Raw genomic sequence first — 16,546 nt, 5'->3', positions numbered from 1 at the left:
CACGTCACATTCGTGACGTGGGTCTCTTCAACGTTCATGACACCGACCCGCCATGCTCGCCTCGCGGCAAGTGGTCGCTCGTAGCGACGAAGGTTGGGCCCGGGGGCTTGGATCGAGCCGGTGCCACACCCAGGCTAACAAACCGATCCCGTAAGGCCATTCCCGTACCGGTGGTTCGTACCGGTGGTTCGTACCGGTGGTTCATCCGGATCAATCTCTGAGCAGGTCCGGTACCCCGCCGGCGTCCGGCTCGTCGCGCTCGCCCGACACCACCGTCAGCTGCTGGGTGGCCCGGGTCAGCGCGACGTACAGCACCCGCAGGCCGGCCGGGGACTCGTCGGCGATCTCCGCCGGGGAGACGACGACCGTCGCGTCGTACTCCAGCCCCTTCGCCTCCAGGCTGCCGAGCGCCACGACCCGGTCGCCGAGCCCGGCGAGCCACTTGGCCGCCTCCTCGCGCCGCTGCATGGCGACGACGACGCCGACCGTGCCGTCGACCCGGTCCAGCAGTCGGGCGGCCTCCTCGCGGACCGTCTGCGCGAGGGAGTCCCGGACGACGGTGAAGCGTGGCTCGACGCCGGTCGAACGCACCGCCGACGGGGCCGTCGAGCCCGGCATGGCGAGGGCCAGTACCTTCGCCGCCAGCTGGGCGATCTCGGCCGGGTTGCGGTAGTTCACCGTGAGCTGGAAGCGGCGGCGCGGGCGGGTGCCTAGGGCCTCGTCGCGGGCCTCGGCCGCCTCGTCGACGTCGGACCAGGAGGACTGGGCCGGGTCGCCGACGACCGTCCAGGTGGCGTGCCGGCCGCGGCGGCCGAGCATGCGCCACTGCATCGGCGTGACGTCCTGGGACTCGTCGACGATGACGTGGGCGTACTCGGTGCGCTCGGCCGCCAGCCGCTCGGCGCGCTCGCGCTGCGACTCCTCGCGCACCGGCATCAGCTCCTCGAGGCCGGTGAGCTGGTCGAGCGGGTCCAGCTCGCGCTTCTTCCTCGGGCGGGCCGGGGTGCCGAGGATCGACTGGAGCTCGTCGAGCATGGCGATGTCGTGCACGGAGTACCCGTCCCGCTTCAGCGAGCGGGCGACCTTGCGCACTTCGCCGGGGTTGAGGATCCGGCGGGCCCAGCGGCCGAGGCGTCGCTCGTCGGCCATCGCCGTCAGGACCGCCTTCGGCGTCAGCTCCGGCCACCAGGCATCGACGAAGGCGATGAAGCTGTCCTCCGACATCACGTCCTCGTCGAAGGAGGAGCGCAGCTCGGCGGCGAGCTCGGGGTCGGTGTGCCGGGTGGCGCCGCCCGACTGTGCCCACAGGGCGTCGAGCAGCAGCTTGCGGGCGCGCGGGCGCAGCAGGTTCACGGGTGCGGTGCCGCCCAGCGCGGTGCGGCGGATACGTTCCAGCGCGTCGGCCTCCAGCTCGAGACGGCGCCCGAAGGCAACCACGCGCAGCCGGGTGGGGAGTCCGGCGGGAATCTGTGTGGAGGCGTCGTCGTCGCCGAAGGCGAGCTGTCCGGTCCGGTTCGCCGCGGTGTCGCCCACTGCGGGCCGACGAGCGTCGGTCCCACTGCCCGGCCCCAGCTCCAGCGCGCCCCGCGCCGCCTTCCGCAGCACCTTGAGCATGCGGTACGAGCCCTTGGCGCGGGCCGTGGCCGGGGAGTCGTACAGCGCGGCCTCGGCACCGTCGACGAGGGAGCCGATCGCGCGGATCGCGACCTGGCCCTCCTCGCCCAGCGACGGGAGCACGCCCTCGGTGTACGCCACCAGCAGCGGGGTCGGCGAGACGATCAGGATGCCGCCCGCGTACCGGCGCCGGTCCTGGTAGAGCAGGTAGGCGGCGCGGTGCAGGGCGACGGCGGTCTTGCCGGTGCCGGGTCCGCCCTCGACGTACGTCACGGAGGCGGCGGGCGCCCGGATGACCAGGTCCTGCTCGGCCTGGATGGACGCCACGATGTCGCGCATGGTGTGGCTGCGGGCCTGGCCGAGGGCGGCCATGAGGGCGCCGTCACCGATGACGGGCAGCTCGTCGCCGCCGAGGAACGCCTTCAGCTCGGGGCGCATCAGGTCGTCCTCGACGCTGAGCACCCGGCGCCCCTTGGAGCGGATGACACGGCGCCGTACGACCCGCCCGGGGTCGACCGGGGTGGAGCGGTAGAAGGGTGCCGCGGCCGGGGCCCGCCAGTCGATGACCAGCGGGGCGTAGTCCTGGTCTAGCACGCCGATGCGGCCGATGTGCAGGGTCTCGGCGATGTCGGCGGTGTTGTCCTCGCGGACCGCGCCCTCGGCGGGCTCGACGGCGGTGTACGCGCCGTCGGGCCCCTTCTTGCCGTCCTTGCCGGGCAGCAGGTCGATACGTCCGAAGAGGAAGTCCTCGAACTCGTTGTTGAGCCGATTGAGGTGGACACCTGCGCGGAAGACCTGCGCGTCCCGCTCGGCGAGCGCACCGGGCGTGCCGACCTGGCCGCGCTGGGCCGCGTCGTTCATGAGGAACTCCGCCTCGTGGATCTTCTCCTCGAGGCGCTGGTACACCCGGTCCAGATGTACCTGTTCGACGCCGATCTCCCGGTCTCTCAAGGAGTCTTCGAGCGCGGTTTCCTGTGGAGCCTGAGCGGCCACCGGGCCCCCTTCTGACGTGCTGGGCAGCCGTCAACCGTACGCGAAGGGGACCCGGAATTGCTACGGCGACTACACGTCCACCTCGACGATCTTCTTTCCGTCGAAGTCCATGACCTCGACGTGATCGACCTTGTCCATGGACATGGACACGCCGCCGCTGACGTAGAGCGGGTTCCTGGCCTGCTCGGTCTTGGCGTCCGGGATGCCGTAGCCCCACTTCGGGACGGACCAGGAGGCGGCCGTCTCGCGCTCGCCGTCCTTGCTGACGAAGATCAGGGAACACTTGAGCGGACCCTTGACGCCCTTGAGTTCGAGGGCGGTCTCGGTGCCCCACGCCTTCTCCGACATGCCGACGGTCGCGCTGGCGCCGGTCGTCGGGTCGGCCCCCGAGACCTTGTTCTCGCTACCCGTGAACAGGTCCTTGGCGGGGTTGGCCGCGAGTGTCTGACCGGGGCTGCCGCCGCCGTCCGAGTCGCTGCCGTTCGTCGCCACGGCCACGAACGGACCGCCGACGATCAGCGCGGCCGCCGCGGCCACCATGTAGAAGCTGCGTCGGCGCTTCTGGGCGCGGCGCTCGGCGACCTCGTCGACAAGCTTGTTCACCAGGCGCGGGCTGGGCTTCGCCGACAGGGACTCGCCGATCGCGGGTGAACCGGAGCCCGGCAGGTCCGCGAGCGCGGCCAGCATCGGCTCCATCCCGGCGAGTTCGTCCAGTTGCTGGGCGCACCACTCGCAGGTCGCGAGATGTGCCTCGAAAGCGGTTGCTTCGGCGTCGTCGAGAATCCCGAGGGCGTAGGCGCCGACGGTCTCGTGTTCGCTCGGAACCGGATGTCCCGTCATGGGTCCAGACATACCCGAACCGCCCATCCCGAATCCCTGGTTTCCCCCGTAAACACTCATCACGCCGTCACCCCCCGCTCCTCCAGTGCCAGCTTCATCGACCGCAGGGCATAGAAGACCCTTGAGCGAACAGTGCCGCTGGGTATGCCCAGCGTCTCGGCCGCCTCATTGACCGTACGCCCCTTGAAGTACGTCTCGACCAGGACTTCCCGGTGGGCGGGCGTCAGGTCGTCGAGTGCGTCCGACAGCGTCATCAGCCACAGCGCCTTGTCGATCTCGTCCTCCGCGGGGATGACCTCCAGCGGCGACGGATCGACCTCCTGCGGCCGGGCCTGCCGGCTGCGGTGGCCGTCGATGACGATGCGCCGGGCGACCGTCACCAGCCAGGGGCGTACCGATCCGGTCGCTCGATTGAGCTGTCCGGCGTTCTTCCAGGCACGGATGAGCGTCTCCTGCACAACGTCCTCTGCTCGTTGCCGATCACCGGCGACCAGTCGAAGGACATACGCAAGGAGGGGTCCGGCGTGCTCTCTGTACAGCGCACGCATCAGCTCCTCATCAGGTTCCGAGGGCTGGGACATGCGATGTCGGGCCCTCGATCCACGTTCATTGGCCACGACGGAATCCTTGCGCACGCCCACCTCCGATGTCCGGGGGTTCCCCCAGTCGGTCGCTCGACCACCCGTACGCAAGCGGCGCTTTGAGTGTTCAAACTGAGGCGACAGTTTTCTTCGGAGTGACGTGACGAGCGGGACATGGCAGCACATTCCCACCGTGCGATCTTTACATTTCCGTCACATCGGCAAGATCGAAGGAGGGCTTCCCTACGGTCCCGTAGGTAAACGACGTGTAATCGAAATCACTTCGACAGCCGTTTCACAGAAGCCGCATAACGGACTGTCAGGCTCGGGTGAGTGCCGCGCGGCGACGGTGCCGGGCCACTCTTTCGCGGTTCCCGCAGACCTCACTGGAGCACCAGCGCCTCCTGCGCCCCCGGGACGTATCGACATAAACGATCGGACAGTTGTCGCCCTCGCACTCCCGCAGTCCGGCTCGCGCGGCCGGGTCGGTGAGCAGTTCCAGGACGTCCCGCGCGATGGCGCCGAGCAGGGCGGCGCACTCGGGCGGGTGATCCAACTGCCGGACCAGGGTGCCGTCTTCCCCCCTGACGGCACGGGGGGCCGGTGGCGCCACGCGGGCGATGTCGTTCACGCGGGCGAGCGCGATGTCGTACGACGGTCTGTCGTACGAAGTCCAGCGCTCGGGGGCGAGTCCGCCGCGCACCAACTGGCCGATACGCCCCCGTAGTTCGCAAAAGCCCGCGAGCCAGGAGGCGTCGGCGTGGGTCAGGGGCGTGCCCGGCGGGACCAGGCCGGCCCCGACTATCCAGGCGCACAACACCTCGACGGAGTCGAACCGTTCCTCGGGGTGCGTGGTCGCGAGGAGATCCAGACAGATCCGCCCGGCGTCGAACCGCAGCTCGAACGCGCCCGTGGCCGTACCCAGTGCCATGTGCCTGTCACCGCCTAGGGGTCACCCCGGTCATGAGGGGTCGGTGAGATGCCGTGAGGAGAGCTGGGAGGAGCAGGGAGAAGCGAGGAGGAGCAGGGAGAACCGTTCCCCCTAACAGTGCCTGTCCGGTGGCGGGGCCGGAACCCCTCGTACCGCCTGCGGGCCTGGACGTCCGCGTATGGGCCCGCGCGTGACGGCCATGTTCGGGGTGCGTGCGGGTCCGTTGACTGGAGAGCATGACCACAACACGGAACAGCAAAGTCGTGGGGACCGTACTGGGCGCGGCCACGGTCGCGATGGGCCTGATCGCCGGGGCCTTCTACATCTTCGCCTGCGGGGTGATGCCGGGGTTGGCGCGCAGCGACGACCGGGTGTACGTCGAGGTCATGCGCGACATCAACGACGCGTTCGAGAACCCGGTGTTCTTCCTGAGCTTCTTCGGGGCGCTGGTGCTGACGGGCGTAGCGGCGTGGCAGGTCCGCGGGGCGCCCCACCGGGGGTGGGTATGGGCGGCGGCGACCGCGTACGGGCTGGCCTTCGTGGTCACCGTCCTGTTCAACGTCCCGCTGAACGACAGCCTGAAGGGGGCCGGTGATCCGGCCGCCCTGCGGGAGGAGTTCGAGGACCCGTGGCTGGCGTGGAATGTCGTACGGACGGTGCTGTCGACGGTGGCGTTGGGGTGCCTGGGGCGGGCGCTGGTGGAACACGGGCGTTCCCAGCGCAGGTCAGCGCCGCTCAGCCCGTCCGGAGGCGTCCCCTCCGGGGGAGTCTGAGGGGCGAGGACCTACCCGTCCGCGTACTTCGCGTCCGCCGCCGGGTCCAGCGCCAGCCGGTACCCCCGCTTCACCACCGTCTGGATCAGCTTCGGCGCCCCCAGGGCCGTACGGAGCCGGGCCATCGCCGTCTCCACGGCGTGCTCGTCGCGGCCGGCGCCCGGCAGGGCGCGCAGCAGCTCCGCGCGGGGCACCACCCAGCCCGGCCGTCGGGACAGGGCCCGCAGCAGGGACATGCCCGCGGGCGGTACGGGGCGCAGCGCCCCGTCGACCAGGACCGCGTGGCCCCGGATCTCCACCCGGTGCCCGGCGATCGGCAGCGACCGGGCCCGCCCGGGCAGCTCCTGGCACAGCAGCTGGACCAGCGGTCCGAGCCGGAAGCGCTCGGGCTGGACCGTGTCGACGCCGAGCGCCTGCAGGGGCAGTGCGGTGACGGGGCCGACGCAGGCCGGAAGGACGTCGTGGCTGAGGGCGGCGAGCAGTTCGGGAAGCAGCCCGCGTTCCTCGGCCCGCGACAGCAGGGACGCCGCGGCCGGGGCGCTGGTGAAGGTGAGGGCGTCCAGGCCCCGGGAGACGGCCGCGTCCAGCAGCCGGTCGACCGGCCCGATGTCCTCCGGCGGCAGCCACCGGTACACCGGCACCCCGAGCACCTCCGCTCCCCCGGCCCGCAAGGCCTCCACGAAGCCGGGCAGCGGCTCACCGTGCAGCTGGATGGCGACCCGGCGCCCCTCGACGCCCTCCTCCAGCAGCCGGTCCAGCACCTCTGCCATGGACTCGCTGGACGGCGACCACTCCTCCGTCAGCCCGGCGGCCCGTACCGCGCCCTTGACCTTGGGCCCGCGTGCGAGCAGCTCGACGCCGCGCAGCCGTTCCAGCAGGTCCTCGCCGAGCCCCCAGCCGTCGGCGGCCTCGATCCAGCCCCGGAAGCCGATCGCGGTGGTGGCGATCACGACGTCCGGCGTCCGCTGGATGATCTCCTTGGTGGCGGCGAGCAGTTCGCTGTCGTCGGCCAGCGGCACGATGCGCAGGGCAGGGGCGTGCAGCACGACGGCGCCGCGCCGCTGAAGCAACGCCCCGAGCTCGTCGGCGCGGCGCGCGGCGGTGACGCCCACGGTGAACCCCGCGAGGGGCCCGTGTTCGGGTTGCTGCTGTTTGTCGTACATAACTCTCGTCCCGCACTCGAGTTGTGGTGCCTGTACCAGGGTCTCTCGCCCATCGGGGTTACACCTGTATGCCGAGCGAGCCTGTCAACGGTGCGTGACAGGCTCGGTTCGGCTTGATGTCGGTGGTGTTACGTCACACCTCGGCGTAGCTGAGCTGCGGCTTTGCCTCGGTGGCCGGCGCCGAGTCGGCCTGCGCGGCCCCCGGGCGGCGAAGGTATACGGCCCAGGTGACCGCGAAGCAGAGGCCGTAGAAGGCCAGGAAGGCGACGAAGGCGCCGGTGCCGGAGCCCACGGTGAGGAAGGACTGGCGGAAGGCGAGGTTGATGCCGAGGCCGCCGAGCGCGCCGACCGCGCCGATGAGACCCATGGAGGCGCCGGAGAGCCGGCGGCCGTAGGCGGCCGCCTCGTCACCCTCCAGCCCCTTGGCGAGGGCCTTCGCGTGGAAGATGCCGGGGATCATCTTGAACGTCGAGCCGTTGCCGAGGCCGCTGAGCACGAACAGGGCGATGAACGCGGTGGTGAACAGCGGCAACGACTTCTGCATCGAGGCCACGATGATGACCGAGGTCGCGGCGGCCATGGCGACGTAGTTCCACAGCGTGATCTTCGCGCCGCCGAACCGGTCGGCGAGCGAGCCGCCGACGGGCCGGATCAGGGAGCCGAGCAGCGGGCCGATGAAGGTGACGTAGGCGGCCTGGAGCGGCGTACGGCCGAACTGCGTCTGGAGCACCAGCCCGAAGGCGAAGGAGTACCCGATGAACGATCCGAAGGTGCCGATGTAGAGGAAGGACATGATCCAGGTGTGGGCGTCCTTGACGGCGTCCTTGGCGGCGCCGGTGTCGTTCTTGACGGACGAGATGCTGTCCATCTTGAGCCACGCGAGGGCGGCGGCGAGCACGATGAACGGGATGTAGATCCCGAGCAGCAGGCGCGGCCCGCCGCTGGCGCCGATGACCGCGAGGCCGACGAGCTGCACGACGGGCACGCCGATGTTGCCGCCACCGGCGTTCAGGCCGAGCGCCCACCCCTTCTTGCGGAGCGGGAAGAAGGCGTTGATGTTGGTCATGCTGGAGGCGAAGTTCCCGCCGCCGACGCCGGCCAGCATCGCGCACACCAGGAAGGTCGTGAATGACGTCCCCGGCTCCATCACGGCGAACGCGGCGACCGTGGGCACCAGCAGCAGGCTCGCCGAGACGACCGTCCACATCCGGCCACCGAAGACGGCGACGGCGAAGGTGTACGGGACGCGGACGATGGCGCCGACCAGCGTGGCCATCGAGACGATCGTGAACTTGTCCGCGGGGGTCAGGCCGTACTCCGGCCCCATGAACAGCACCATCACCGACCACAGGGTCCAGATCGAGAACCCGATGTGCTCGGAGAGAACGGAGAAGAACAGGTTCCGCCGGGCGACCTTCTCCCCGGTCTCCTCCCAGAAGGCCTCGTCCTCGGGGTCCCAGTGATCGATCCAGCGGCCTCCCCTGCTCTCGGCGGGGGCTGTGTTCGGGGCTGTCATGACGCCTCCACGGTACTCAGGGGCTCGGTCGCGCTACTCGGTCGCGCTACGAGTGGCTGATCCCGAAGGTAGGGAGGGCTCGTTTCCGGGCTGTGGCATCGGGTGACCGGAAAGGAACTTTGCTCTCACGGTGGGGGGTGGGGGGGTGAGAGGTTCTGGTAGCGGGTCCCTGTGCAGAGGGAGACCGAGCGGCTCCGCGTGCAGCGGCTGCTCTGAAGCGCAGGGACCCAGGACGGGCTGGTTTCCTCAGGCCCCGCGCGGGGCCGCTGACCGCATGCCGGGCCGACAGGAGGAACTGCGGATGCGTCCACGACATCCCGGGATCGACGATGCCGATCACTCAGCTGTATCCGGCTGCCCCAGCTTGTCCAATTGCACTCTCACAAGATCATTCGGAAGGGCAGCCGGAAGAAGCGGCCGGTGGCGGTGTCGTACTCACCGCGCACCGAGGAGCGTGAGGCCCGTGACGGCGACACCACCGTGTACCTCGCGGCCAGGGGCTCCACCGTATCCCTCGCCGACGGCACCCTGGTGCGGCCACCCGCAGGCGCCGCACCATGCGCTGACGTGCCCCTTCCACACCACCGTAGCCAAGAGCCGAGGAGACCTCGCCGGAAGAAACCGGAAGAATCCAGCAAGGCGTCCGTGACAAGTGGATCCCGTCTCAGCGCATGTAGGGGAGGTCAAATCCGGCTTCACTCGAAGCCGATTCATACGTCGACAGCATCGCCGAGACCGTCGACCGGATCTCCCCAAGGGAGAAACCCGCCTCTTCCAATTCTCCCGAACCCAGGTTTTCTGCCAACTCTTCGACGGCCTCCTGAAGGACCTTTAGGGAGTCTCCCTGTACGGCCAGTGCCGGATACCGGCGGTGCGGCAGACGGACCACCGCGTAGTTTCCCGAAACCGCCAGCACCGTGGCGGAGGTTTCCTGTTCGCTCATCACTAACCCTGTGGATAGAAGGTGATGTGGGCCCTGGTGGTGTCGAGCGGTCCGGTGAAGATGTCCTGCCGCCGCCCGGCGCCCAACGTGACGTCGGCCTTTGGTAGAGAGCTGGACACCGAGTGCTTGGTACGGCTGTTGACGCCCGTGATCACGTAGTCCCAGTCGGACTCGCTGTGCCATCCCTTCGCATTCGACAACGACTGCGGCCCCAGCGTCCGGCTACCGACGACCGATATCGGCTTCCCTATTCGGTTCGCGGCGTTCTGGATTCGAGTTCGTTCCGCTCCCGTGAGATTCGCCAGGTTCGCGCCTGCTCCGGCAGACGGACCACAGGGAGTTGAGTTGTGCACGAGGACCGGTGCCTCGCCCGCCAGCACATAGTACGTGTGCTGCGCGAAGCCTTTGACCTGCCTTTTCGCAGGTCAAGTGCGGTCTGCTGGTCCGGTGAAGTGCGTGGGTGTCCGTGGTTGTGCGGGGTTGTTGCCGTCGCTACTGCCGTCAGACGGTTCAGCCCAGGTACGGCTTCTCGCGCTGTTCCAGGAAGTGCTGGAGCCTGAGTCGTTGGGTGTGGTGCATCGGCAGCTGCTCGATCTCTTCAGGCGGTACGAACCGGAGTTCGGTGGACTCGTCGGAGATCTCCAGTTGGCCGCCAGTGATGCGGGCGGTGAAGCAGACGTTGAACTGGCGGCGGACCTCGCCGTCGGTGTAGGCGATGATGTGTTTCGGGTCGGTGTAGGTGCCGACCAGGCCCGTGATCTCTACGTCGAGGCCGGTCTCTTCCTTGACCTCGCGGACGGCCGTGCCTGGCAGGGAGTCGGTGAGGTCCATGCCGCCCCCGGGCAGGGCCCATAGGTCGTTGTCGCGGCGGCGCTGGAGGAGGATGCGCCCGTGATCGTCGGTGACGACGGCGGATGCGGCGACGACCATGCTGTTCGGCTTGGGCGCGTTCGGGTCGTCGTAGTACTCGGTGCGGGCCACGGTCAGCCTTCCTCTCGTACGGGCATCGCCGTCGCCCACACACCGTCGAAGCTCTCGGCGTAGGTGTCGAACATGCCGCCTGTCTCGTGTCGGCGAAGATGCCATACGGGGGCGGCGTACGCGTTGACGCCCCAGACATGGGCGTTGACGAGTTGCTGGTCGTCGGCGCGGTAAAGGGAGTTGTAGAGCGTGGTTTCGTGGGAGCGGACTTCGATGCCCGAGGTGGCGGCGAGCGGCCTGTAGTGCATGAGCGCGAGGCGGCAGCGGGATTCGATGCCGTGGCCGAACCGCTCCTCCTTGCCTCGGGCTTGGACGTTGTCGCTGTCGGCGTCCCCGATCGCGATGCGGACGGCGCAGCCTTCGGCGGCGCGTTCGGTGAGGAGTTCGTTCAGCCGCGGGTACGCCTCGTGGAGGAAGACGGCCGCGTAGACGAGGATGTCGATCCGTTCCCGGGCCTGGGCCATCAGGTCGGTGAACGTCGAGACAGGGAGGTCGGCCCGCTGCTCGTAGAGCGCGACCAGTTCGGGGCTGATGGCGCGGGCGGGGCGGGCTTGGCGCAGGGCCGGCCAAAGTGCGTGCACGTCTTCTCCCAGGGCCTTGGCCGCCTGGAGGGCTGTGGCACGGCGTGGGGTGCGCCCGAGGTTCACCCAGCGCTCGACCGACTTGGGGTCGATCTCGGCCTCGTGGGCGAGGGCAGCGTACGTCCAGCCTCCGGCTGCCATGACGGCTCGTAGTCTCTCGTTCGGCACGAGTCTCCCTCTTGGTCTCGGGACGGCACTAGGGACGTTCTACATGGCGTGGGACGTCCCGGAGTGGGGTTTGGTGGAGGTTCCTTCGTCCCGGTGACCGGCGTGAGGATCGGGGTCGACCCTGTGGCACCGATACGCCCGGGGGCACGGATTCACGCCGTCGAGGAGTGCCAACGTGCGAAAGAGCGCGACCACTTGTGTTCCCTTCCTGCGACTGGATGCCTGGTCGCGGTCCGCCTCGCCGGGGTGGTCGCGATGACGGCCCGCAACCCTGACGCGGAGCGCACAGCCTCGCTCGGTGTGGGCGCCCTGGTGGTCGACCGGCGGAACGGCAAGGTCGGCGTGGTGATGGGGCATGTGGGGACGTATGTGCAGCTTCGGCCGCCGTGTGGTGGCCGGGAGTGGGACGTGCCGCCCGAGGATGTACGTCCGCCGACCCCAGGCGAGGAATTGAGCGCGAAGGTGGCCGTGGCCAATCAGAGGTGGGGACGGTGACCCCTCGCTCGGTCCTGCGCTACGAGACTTGGACTCTCCAGCCCGACCGCGAACCGGACGCGGAGCCGGTCCTGTACGCGATGCAGTGCGCCGTGGACGGAGAGACCTCACCGACAAGCAAGGACTTCGCCGAACCGCAGGACTGGGTGCTGCGGCACTGCGGCCAGAACCCGTCCCACCACACCTACCGAGAGATCATCACCCGGCACTGGAGGAGCTGGCGGCAGACGTGACCCGCCCCGGTGACCCACGCACCGTACCGCGCTGACCCACCCGACCCCCGTCCCTGCCGGGCACAGTCGATCGAGGCTTCCCCGTCCTCGTCAGCCCCGGCAGGGACGGGCCCTCACGTACGTGCCTGGCCCATGGCCATGAGGTTCTGGCCCCAGCCACAGAAAGTCAGCCACGACGGCGGGCGTGCCGACCGATCACCCGCCACGTGCGTCTCACTCAACCCCGCACCGGCATCAGCCCAGCTTTCTCCATCGTCACGGCCCCGCCAGGCGGCAAGCATGGGCGTCCGGGACGGCACGAACCCGCCGGGCGGCCTCTCGGGCGCCCGGCCGCCGACGCCGGCCACCGCCCTCGGTGAGCCCAGTGACAGACATGAAGGGTCGGCCCCCTGGTCGTCCCTGTGCCTGCGATCCGGCCGTAGGACGGTCGTCGGCGACAACTTGCTCCGCCAGGAGCCCAGTTACGGTCAGCCAGCCGGTCACCGCTCCCGCCGCCCGGCTACCGCGTCAGCTCAGCGCCTCCAGCGGCGCCTGGTCGTGGGAGCCAGTGGCGAGGGTTTGTCGGCGATGACGGCCCGCTCCGGCGAGCGGGGCCCGCCTTGAACCTCGTACAGAAAATCTGGACGCAGGCCCAGGTCTACTCGAAACGGGGTCAGCGGCCGGGCTCGTCGTTGCCCGCTTCCAGAACTGCGACGCGGGCGCGGAGCTCGGCGAGCTGCTCGACCGCCTCGGCCAGCGCCTGCTCCAGGGCCTCGACGCGGGCCGCCGTCCCGCCTGCGGGGGCGGTCACTTCCGGGCCGTCGAGGTCATCAGCGTCGTCGGCGGCGTGGTCGTGGTGGGCGACGAAGGCGCCCTTGCCGGGGCGCGATACCGCCCAGCCGTCCTGCTTCAGCAGGGCCATGGCCTTCTGCACGGTCAGGCTGGAGGCCCCGAACTCCCGCATCAACGCGGTCTGCGTCGGCAGCGCGTCGCCCGGCTTCAGCCGCCCGGAGTGGATCTGCTCCCGCAGGGTCTCGGCGATGACCTCGAACGTCAACCGCACCCCGCCGTCCGCCGGCCTGCGCCCGCGCCGCGTCGCCATCACGCCCGCCACCTCGCCGCCTTCCGCGCGCACTATCAGCTATTTCCGGCCCGTCCAAACCGGGAAACCGGCCCCACACTACCCGCGTCCCACCGCCCGCAGAAAGGAATGAGGAGGGATGCACTTGAATGCGCCAGTGGGGCGATGTTAACGTCACGCACCCGCCGGTGATCACCACCGCGCCCACGCCGCCCAGACCCCGCCGGTCCCGGCGTCCGCGCCCACCCACGAGGCGCCCGTTCCCCTGTGAGCCGAACGCTTCGGCCTGCTCACGCACCCCGCGTCGCCCCTCTCACGTTCCGCCTTCCGCCTTCCGCCGAAAGGCCATCAACCCATGCCCGCACAGCTCCAACTCCCGCCCCCCGCAAGCACACTGCCTGCCGCCTGGAGGCACGCCGCACCAACCGCGCTGCCCACCCCGACACACGGCACCACCGACGCGTCCGCCGGTCGGCGTTCGGCGCTGGAGCGCCGCGCCAGGCTCACCGCCAAGCTGGCGAAGCTCGCCGCCACCGGCCACCTCGCACCCCTCGCACGACAGATCAGCACCCTCGGCGGCTGCGCGCACCCGGTCCGCCTCACCGGCCACCGCACCCGTCTGGACAGCGCGACCGGCGAGGTCCTCGACCACTTCGACTCCGGCCAACTCCCGGCGGGCGAACTGCTGGTCCGCTGCGGCAACCGCCGCGCCACCCGCTGCCCCGCATGCTCCACCGTCTACCGCTACGACACCTACCAACTCATCGCCGCCGGACTACGCGGCGGCAAGACCGTCCCCACCAGCGTGGCCGCGCACCCGCGCGTGTTCGCCACCCTCACGGCACCCGGCTTCGGCCCCGTCCACAACCAGCCCGACACCGGCGCCTGCCACTGCGGCCACACTCACCCCGACGACGACCCGCTCCTCGGCACGCCGCTCGACCCCGACCGCTACGACTACACGGGCGCGGTCCTGTGGAACGCGCACGCCCCGGCCCTGTGGGCCCGCTTCACCACCCACCTGCGGCGGGAGATCGCCAAGGCGGCTGGGGTGACGCAGCGAAACCTGCGGGACCACGCCACGCTCTCGTACGCCAAGGTCGCCGAGTACCAAAAACGCGGCCAGGTCCACTTCCACGCCGTCATCCGCCTCGACGGCCCCACCGGCCCCGGCAGCACACCGCCCGCCTGGGCCACCAGCCAACTCCTCAACCACACCGTCCGCGCCGCCGCCGCACGCACCCGCATCCACCACAAGGGCGAACCGCCGAAGCAACCGCAGCCCGCCGGGGACATCTCCGCGTCCCAGCCCCAAAACTCAGACCGGGCAGGGCGGTTGAGGTTCCGGTTCGGGCGGCAAATCGACGTCCGCGCGATCCGCGGCACCGACTTCACCGGAGACGGCCCCGTCACCGACCGGCACGTCGCCGCCTACATCGCCAAGTACGCCACCAAGGGAGCCGAGACCACCACCGGCACCCTCGACCGCCGACTCCGCCTCCTCGCCGAACTCGCCACCCACGACATCACCGACCACGCCCGCCGCATGATCCACACCGCCTGGCACCTCGCCACCAACCGCCGGCACGCCCACCTCCGCCTGCGCCAATGGGCCCACATGCTCGGCTTCCGAGGCCACTTCTCCACCCGCACACGCCACTACTCCACCACCCTCGCCCACCTCCAAGCCGAACGCACCGCCTGGCGAACCGGCCGACCCGACCCCCTGACCCCAGCCCCGGCATCGACTGAGACGCAGGCCGGCCAGATGGGCGGCAGTCCGGTCGGTGACCGCGCCGGACACTCCACTGACCTGGCCGCCGGTCACCGACCCGGTCACGGTCACCCCACAGGTCACCGTCCCGGTCACCGCGATATCGCCGCACAGCCCGACGGTACGGACCCGACGCTGGTCATCTCCCACTGGCAGTACGCAGGAACCGGCCTCCTGCCCGAACTCGCCCACCTCGCCGACCTCCTGGCCGCAAAACGGCAGACCCGACCCGAGCAACCGACCCGAACCCGGCGCTCGAAGCGCTCCGGCGACCACGCCAGTCACCCGGTCGGTCACTCCACTGATCGGCCGACCAGTGCCGACCGGCCAGGGGCCGTCGCGTGACCGCCGGCACCGAACTCCTCACCGTCCCCCAGGTCATGGAACGCCTCCAACTCAGCCGCTCCGCCGTCTACGACCTCCTCCGCTCCGGCCAACTCCCCTCGATCACCCTCGGCCGCGCCCGCCGCATCCCCACACACGCCCTCACCGACCTCATCCGCACTCGCCTGGAACAGGAAGCCGCATGATGACCACAGCCCGCCCCGCTTCGTCCCACCGTTCCCGCACCCGTGCGAACGGAGACGGGACCGTCTACCAACGCAAGGACGGACGATGGGAAGCCGCCGGATACGTGCTGGCCCCTGGCAACACCCGCAAGCGCGTCCGGGTCTACGGCGCTACCCGTAAAGACGCGCTGGCCAAGCTCACCGAGAGGATCGCCGCCAGCAACCTCGGCCTCCCCGTCGCGGCAGCCGACAGCACCGTGAGCGCCTACCTCACGTACTGGCTGAACGGCGTCGCCGTCCACCACCTGCGGGAGAACACCCACACCCGCTACGCGGCCGCTATCCGCCTCCACATCAATCCCGGCCTCGGCGCCAAGAAGGTCGCCCGGCTCACCGCCCGCGACATCCGCACCTTCCTCGACGGGCTCCGTACCACCTGCCAGTGCTGCGCCCAGGAACGGGACTCCGTTCGGCGATCCTGCTGCGCCATCGGCCAGTGCTGTGAAAAGCGGCTCTCCCCGCTGACCGTGACGTACGTCCACGCGGTCCTCAAGTCCGCCCTGGAACACGCCGTCCGCGAGGACGAGCTTCCGCGCAACGTCGCCCGGAACGTCAAGACCGCCGCGCCCCGGCCCAGGCGCTTCCAACCCCTCACAGCGGTAGAGGCCCGGCAGTTCCTCCACGCAGCCAGCAACGACCGGCTGTATGCCTTGTACGAACTCGCCCTGCGCACCGGACTCCGCAAGGGCGAACTCCTCGGCATCCACTGGGAAGATCTCGACCTCGACGGAGGTACCGCCAGCATCCACCGTTCCCTCCAGCGCACCCGCAGTCAGGGGCTGACCGTCCTGAACACCAAGACCCTGGCCTCCGAACGCCGCATCGCCCTCCCCGCCGAATGCATCAGCTCCCTCAAGATCCACCAGGAACGGCAACAGGAAGAGCGCCAGGCGGCCGGAACGGGCTGGACGGACAACGGACTCGTCTTCACCACCCCGAAGGGCATGCCGCTCGACCCCGCCAACCTGAGCCGCCGCTTCCGCCGCTTCCGCCGCCGCGCAGGACTCCGAACGATCCGCTTCCACGATCTCCGGCACTCGACCGCGACCCTGCTCCTGGAACAGGGCGTCGACCTCGTTGTCATCAAGGAACTCCTCGGCCATGCCCACATCGGCGTCACCGCCGGCGTCTACGCCCACGTACGACTCCGCCTCCAACGCCAGGCCATCGACTCCCTCGGCAACGCCCTCGGCCCGACCGACGATGAACCCGACGAGCTACCTGCCGCAGCCACCGTCCGCTGACGTTGCCGTCAGCGTTGCCGTCAACGCGCCACGAGGCCCCCTCTCCGAGGAATACAGGAGAGGGGGCCTCGACAGTTTCTACGGCCC

At 69.9% G+C, this 16,546-nt stretch carries 17 protein-coding genes; 6 read left to right on the top strand and 11 right to left on the bottom strand.

Annotated elements, in window-relative coordinates:
- Nucleotides 1-210 precede the first annotated feature (210 nt).
- The 4 genes from ACWGDB_RS12080 to ACWGDB_RS12065 all read right to left on the bottom strand — a co-directional run bounded on the left by ACWGDB_RS12080 (nt 211) and on the right by ACWGDB_RS12065 (nt 4,959).
- On the bottom strand, nt 211-2,607 hold the full coding sequence (locus ACWGDB_RS12080; RefSeq protein ID WP_453822330.1) for a HelD family protein: 2,397 nt from the start codon (nt 2,605-2,607) through the stop codon (nt 211-213).
- A 69-nt stretch (nt 2,608-2,676) separates the two neighbouring features.
- Nucleotides 2,677-3,507 carry an anti-sigma factor family protein gene (locus ACWGDB_RS12075; protein WP_453822329.1) on the bottom strand — a complete coding sequence of 277 codons (831 nt, stop codon included), beginning with the start codon at nt 3,505-3,507 and terminating at the stop codon, nt 2,677-2,679.
- On the bottom strand, nt 3,507-4,028 hold the full coding sequence (locus tag ACWGDB_RS12070; protein ID WP_010039908.1) for a sigma-70 family RNA polymerase sigma factor: 522 nt from the start codon (nt 4,026-4,028) through the stop codon (nt 3,507-3,509). Before ACWGDB_RS12070 ends, ACWGDB_RS12075 begins: the two co-directional genes overlap by 1 nt.
- Before the next feature lie 319 nt (nt 4,029-4,347).
- The gene (locus ACWGDB_RS12065) at nt 4,348-4,959 is read right to left on the bottom strand and encodes a CGNR zinc finger domain-containing protein (protein WP_453822328.1); all 612 of its coding nucleotides are present in this window, start codon (nt 4,957-4,959) and stop codon (nt 4,348-4,350) included.
- A gap of 236 nt (nt 4,960-5,195) precedes the next feature.
- Between ACWGDB_RS12065 and ACWGDB_RS12060 the strand changes: the two genes are divergently transcribed.
- Nucleotides 5,196-5,732, top strand: coding sequence for an anthrone oxygenase family protein (locus tag ACWGDB_RS12060; RefSeq protein ID WP_453822327.1), 537 nt, complete (start codon nt 5,196-5,198; stop codon nt 5,730-5,732).
- Between the two features lie 11 nt (nt 5,733-5,743).
- Here ACWGDB_RS12060 and ACWGDB_RS12055 read toward each other — a convergent pair whose 3' ends face one another.
- The 6 genes from ACWGDB_RS12055 to ACWGDB_RS12030 all read right to left on the bottom strand — a co-directional run bounded on the left by ACWGDB_RS12055 (nt 5,744) and on the right by ACWGDB_RS12030 (nt 11,057).
- On the bottom strand, nt 5,744-6,895 hold the full coding sequence (locus ACWGDB_RS12055) for a uroporphyrinogen-III synthase (protein ID WP_453822326.1): 1,152 nt from the start codon (nt 6,893-6,895) through the stop codon (nt 5,744-5,746).
- 133 nt (nt 6,896-7,028) lie between these two features.
- On the bottom strand, nt 7,029-8,411 hold the full coding sequence (locus tag ACWGDB_RS12050) for an MFS transporter (RefSeq protein WP_453822325.1): 1,383 nt from the start codon (nt 8,409-8,411) through the stop codon (nt 7,029-7,031).
- 664 nt (nt 8,412-9,075) lie between these two features.
- Entirely contained in the window at nt 9,076-9,354 is a 279-nt protein-coding gene (locus ACWGDB_RS12045) for a DUF6959 family protein (protein WP_453822324.1), read from the bottom strand.
- A gap of 2 nt (nt 9,355-9,356) precedes the next feature.
- Nucleotides 9,357-9,554 (bottom strand): hypothetical protein, encoded by a 198-nt coding sequence (locus ACWGDB_RS12040; protein WP_453822323.1) that lies wholly within the window; start codon nt 9,552-9,554, stop codon nt 9,357-9,359.
- 310 nt (nt 9,555-9,864) lie between these two features.
- Entirely contained in the window at nt 9,865-10,335 is a 471-nt protein-coding gene (locus ACWGDB_RS12035) for an NUDIX domain-containing protein (RefSeq protein ID WP_073501604.1), read from the bottom strand.
- Between the two features lie 2 nt (nt 10,336-10,337).
- Complete coding sequence (locus tag ACWGDB_RS12030) at nt 10,338-11,057, bottom strand: XRE family transcriptional regulator (protein ID WP_453822401.1); 720 nt, start codon at nt 11,055-11,057, stop codon at nt 10,338-10,340.
- Between the two features lie 282 nt (nt 11,058-11,339).
- Here ACWGDB_RS12030 and ACWGDB_RS12025 point away from each other — a divergent pair, with 282 nt between their 5' ends.
- Nucleotides 11,340-11,579 (top strand): hypothetical protein, encoded by a 240-nt coding sequence (locus tag ACWGDB_RS12025; RefSeq protein ID WP_453822322.1) that lies wholly within the window; start codon nt 11,340-11,342, stop codon nt 11,577-11,579.
- Entirely contained in the window at nt 11,567-11,812 is a 246-nt protein-coding gene (locus tag ACWGDB_RS12020; RefSeq protein WP_453822321.1) for a DUF7848 domain-containing protein, read from the top strand. Before ACWGDB_RS12025 ends, ACWGDB_RS12020 begins: the two co-directional genes overlap by 13 nt.
- 652 nt (nt 11,813-12,464) lie before the next feature.
- Here ACWGDB_RS12020 and ACWGDB_RS12015 read toward each other — a convergent pair.
- Nucleotides 12,465-12,893: a winged helix-turn-helix domain-containing protein gene (locus ACWGDB_RS12015; RefSeq protein ID WP_453822320.1), complete on the bottom strand. Its 429-nt coding sequence runs from the start codon at nt 12,891-12,893 to the stop codon at nt 12,465-12,467.
- A 334-nt stretch (nt 12,894-13,227) separates the two neighbouring features.
- Here ACWGDB_RS12015 and ACWGDB_RS12010 point away from each other — a divergent pair, with 334 nt between their 5' ends.
- Genes ACWGDB_RS12010 through ACWGDB_RS12000 form a run of 3 tightly spaced genes read left to right on the top strand, consistent with a single transcriptional unit; the run spans nt 13,228 to nt 16,459 of the window.
- Nucleotides 13,228-14,991: a replication initiator gene (locus tag ACWGDB_RS12010; RefSeq protein ID WP_453822319.1), complete on the top strand. Its 1,764-nt coding sequence runs from the start codon at nt 13,228-13,230 to the stop codon at nt 14,989-14,991.
- Nucleotides 14,988-15,176 (top strand): helix-turn-helix domain-containing protein, encoded by a 189-nt coding sequence (locus ACWGDB_RS12005; protein ID WP_453822318.1) that lies wholly within the window; start codon nt 14,988-14,990, stop codon nt 15,174-15,176. The genes ACWGDB_RS12010 and ACWGDB_RS12005 overlap by 4 nt, the downstream gene beginning before the upstream one ends.
- Nucleotides 15,176-16,459, top strand: a complete 1,284-nt coding sequence (locus tag ACWGDB_RS12000) for a tyrosine-type recombinase/integrase (protein ID WP_453822400.1) — start codon at nt 15,176-15,178, stop codon at nt 16,457-16,459. The genes ACWGDB_RS12005 and ACWGDB_RS12000 overlap by 1 nt, the downstream gene beginning before the upstream one ends.
- The last annotated feature ends 87 nt before the right edge of the window (nt 16,460-16,546 follow it).

The organism is Streptomyces sp. NPDC055013, assembly GCF_053608645.1.
This window is presented reverse-complemented; position numbering and strand designations above follow the sequence as displayed.

What these genes read in the sequence shown, in the direction of transcription:
- ACWGDB_RS12065 (WP_453822328.1), bottom strand. Translation starts at nt 4,959, where the DNA reads ATGGCACTGGGTACGGCCACGGGCGCGTTCGAGCTGCGGTTCGACGCC.
- ACWGDB_RS12070 (WP_010039908.1), bottom strand. Translation starts at nt 4,028, where the DNA reads ATGTCCCAGCCCTCGGAACCTGATGAGGAGCTGATGCGTGCGCTGTAC.
- ACWGDB_RS12010 (WP_453822319.1), top strand. Translation starts at nt 13,228, where the DNA reads ATGCCCGCACAGCTCCAACTCCCGCCCCCCGCAAGCACACTGCCTGCC.
- ACWGDB_RS12000 (WP_453822400.1), top strand. Translation starts at nt 15,176, where the DNA reads ATGACCACAGCCCGCCCCGCTTCGTCCCACCGTTCCCGCACCCGTGCG.
- ACWGDB_RS12075 (WP_453822329.1), bottom strand. Translation starts at nt 3,507, where the DNA reads ATGAGTGTTTACGGGGGAAACCAGGGATTCGGGATGGGCGGTTCGGGT.
- ACWGDB_RS12015 (WP_453822320.1), bottom strand. Translation starts at nt 12,893, where the DNA reads ATGGCGACGCGGCGCGGGCGCAGGCCGGCGGACGGCGGGGTGCGGTTG.
- ACWGDB_RS12055 (WP_453822326.1), bottom strand. Translation starts at nt 6,895, where the DNA reads ATGTACGACAAACAGCAGCAACCCGAACACGGGCCCCTCGCGGGGTTC.
- ACWGDB_RS12030 (WP_453822401.1), bottom strand. Translation starts at nt 11,057, where the DNA reads ATGGCAGCCGGAGGCTGGACGTACGCTGCCCTCGCCCACGAGGCCGAG.
- ACWGDB_RS12045 (WP_453822324.1), bottom strand. Translation starts at nt 9,354, where the DNA reads ATGAGCGAACAGGAAACCTCCGCCACGGTGCTGGCGGTTTCGGGAAAC.
- ACWGDB_RS12025 (WP_453822322.1), top strand. Translation starts at nt 11,340, where the DNA reads ATGACGGCCCGCAACCCTGACGCGGAGCGCACAGCCTCGCTCGGTGTG.
- ACWGDB_RS12050 (WP_453822325.1), bottom strand. Translation starts at nt 8,411, where the DNA reads ATGACAGCCCCGAACACAGCCCCCGCCGAGAGCAGGGGAGGCCGCTGG.
- ACWGDB_RS12060 (WP_453822327.1), top strand. Translation starts at nt 5,196, where the DNA reads ATGACCACAACACGGAACAGCAAAGTCGTGGGGACCGTACTGGGCGCG.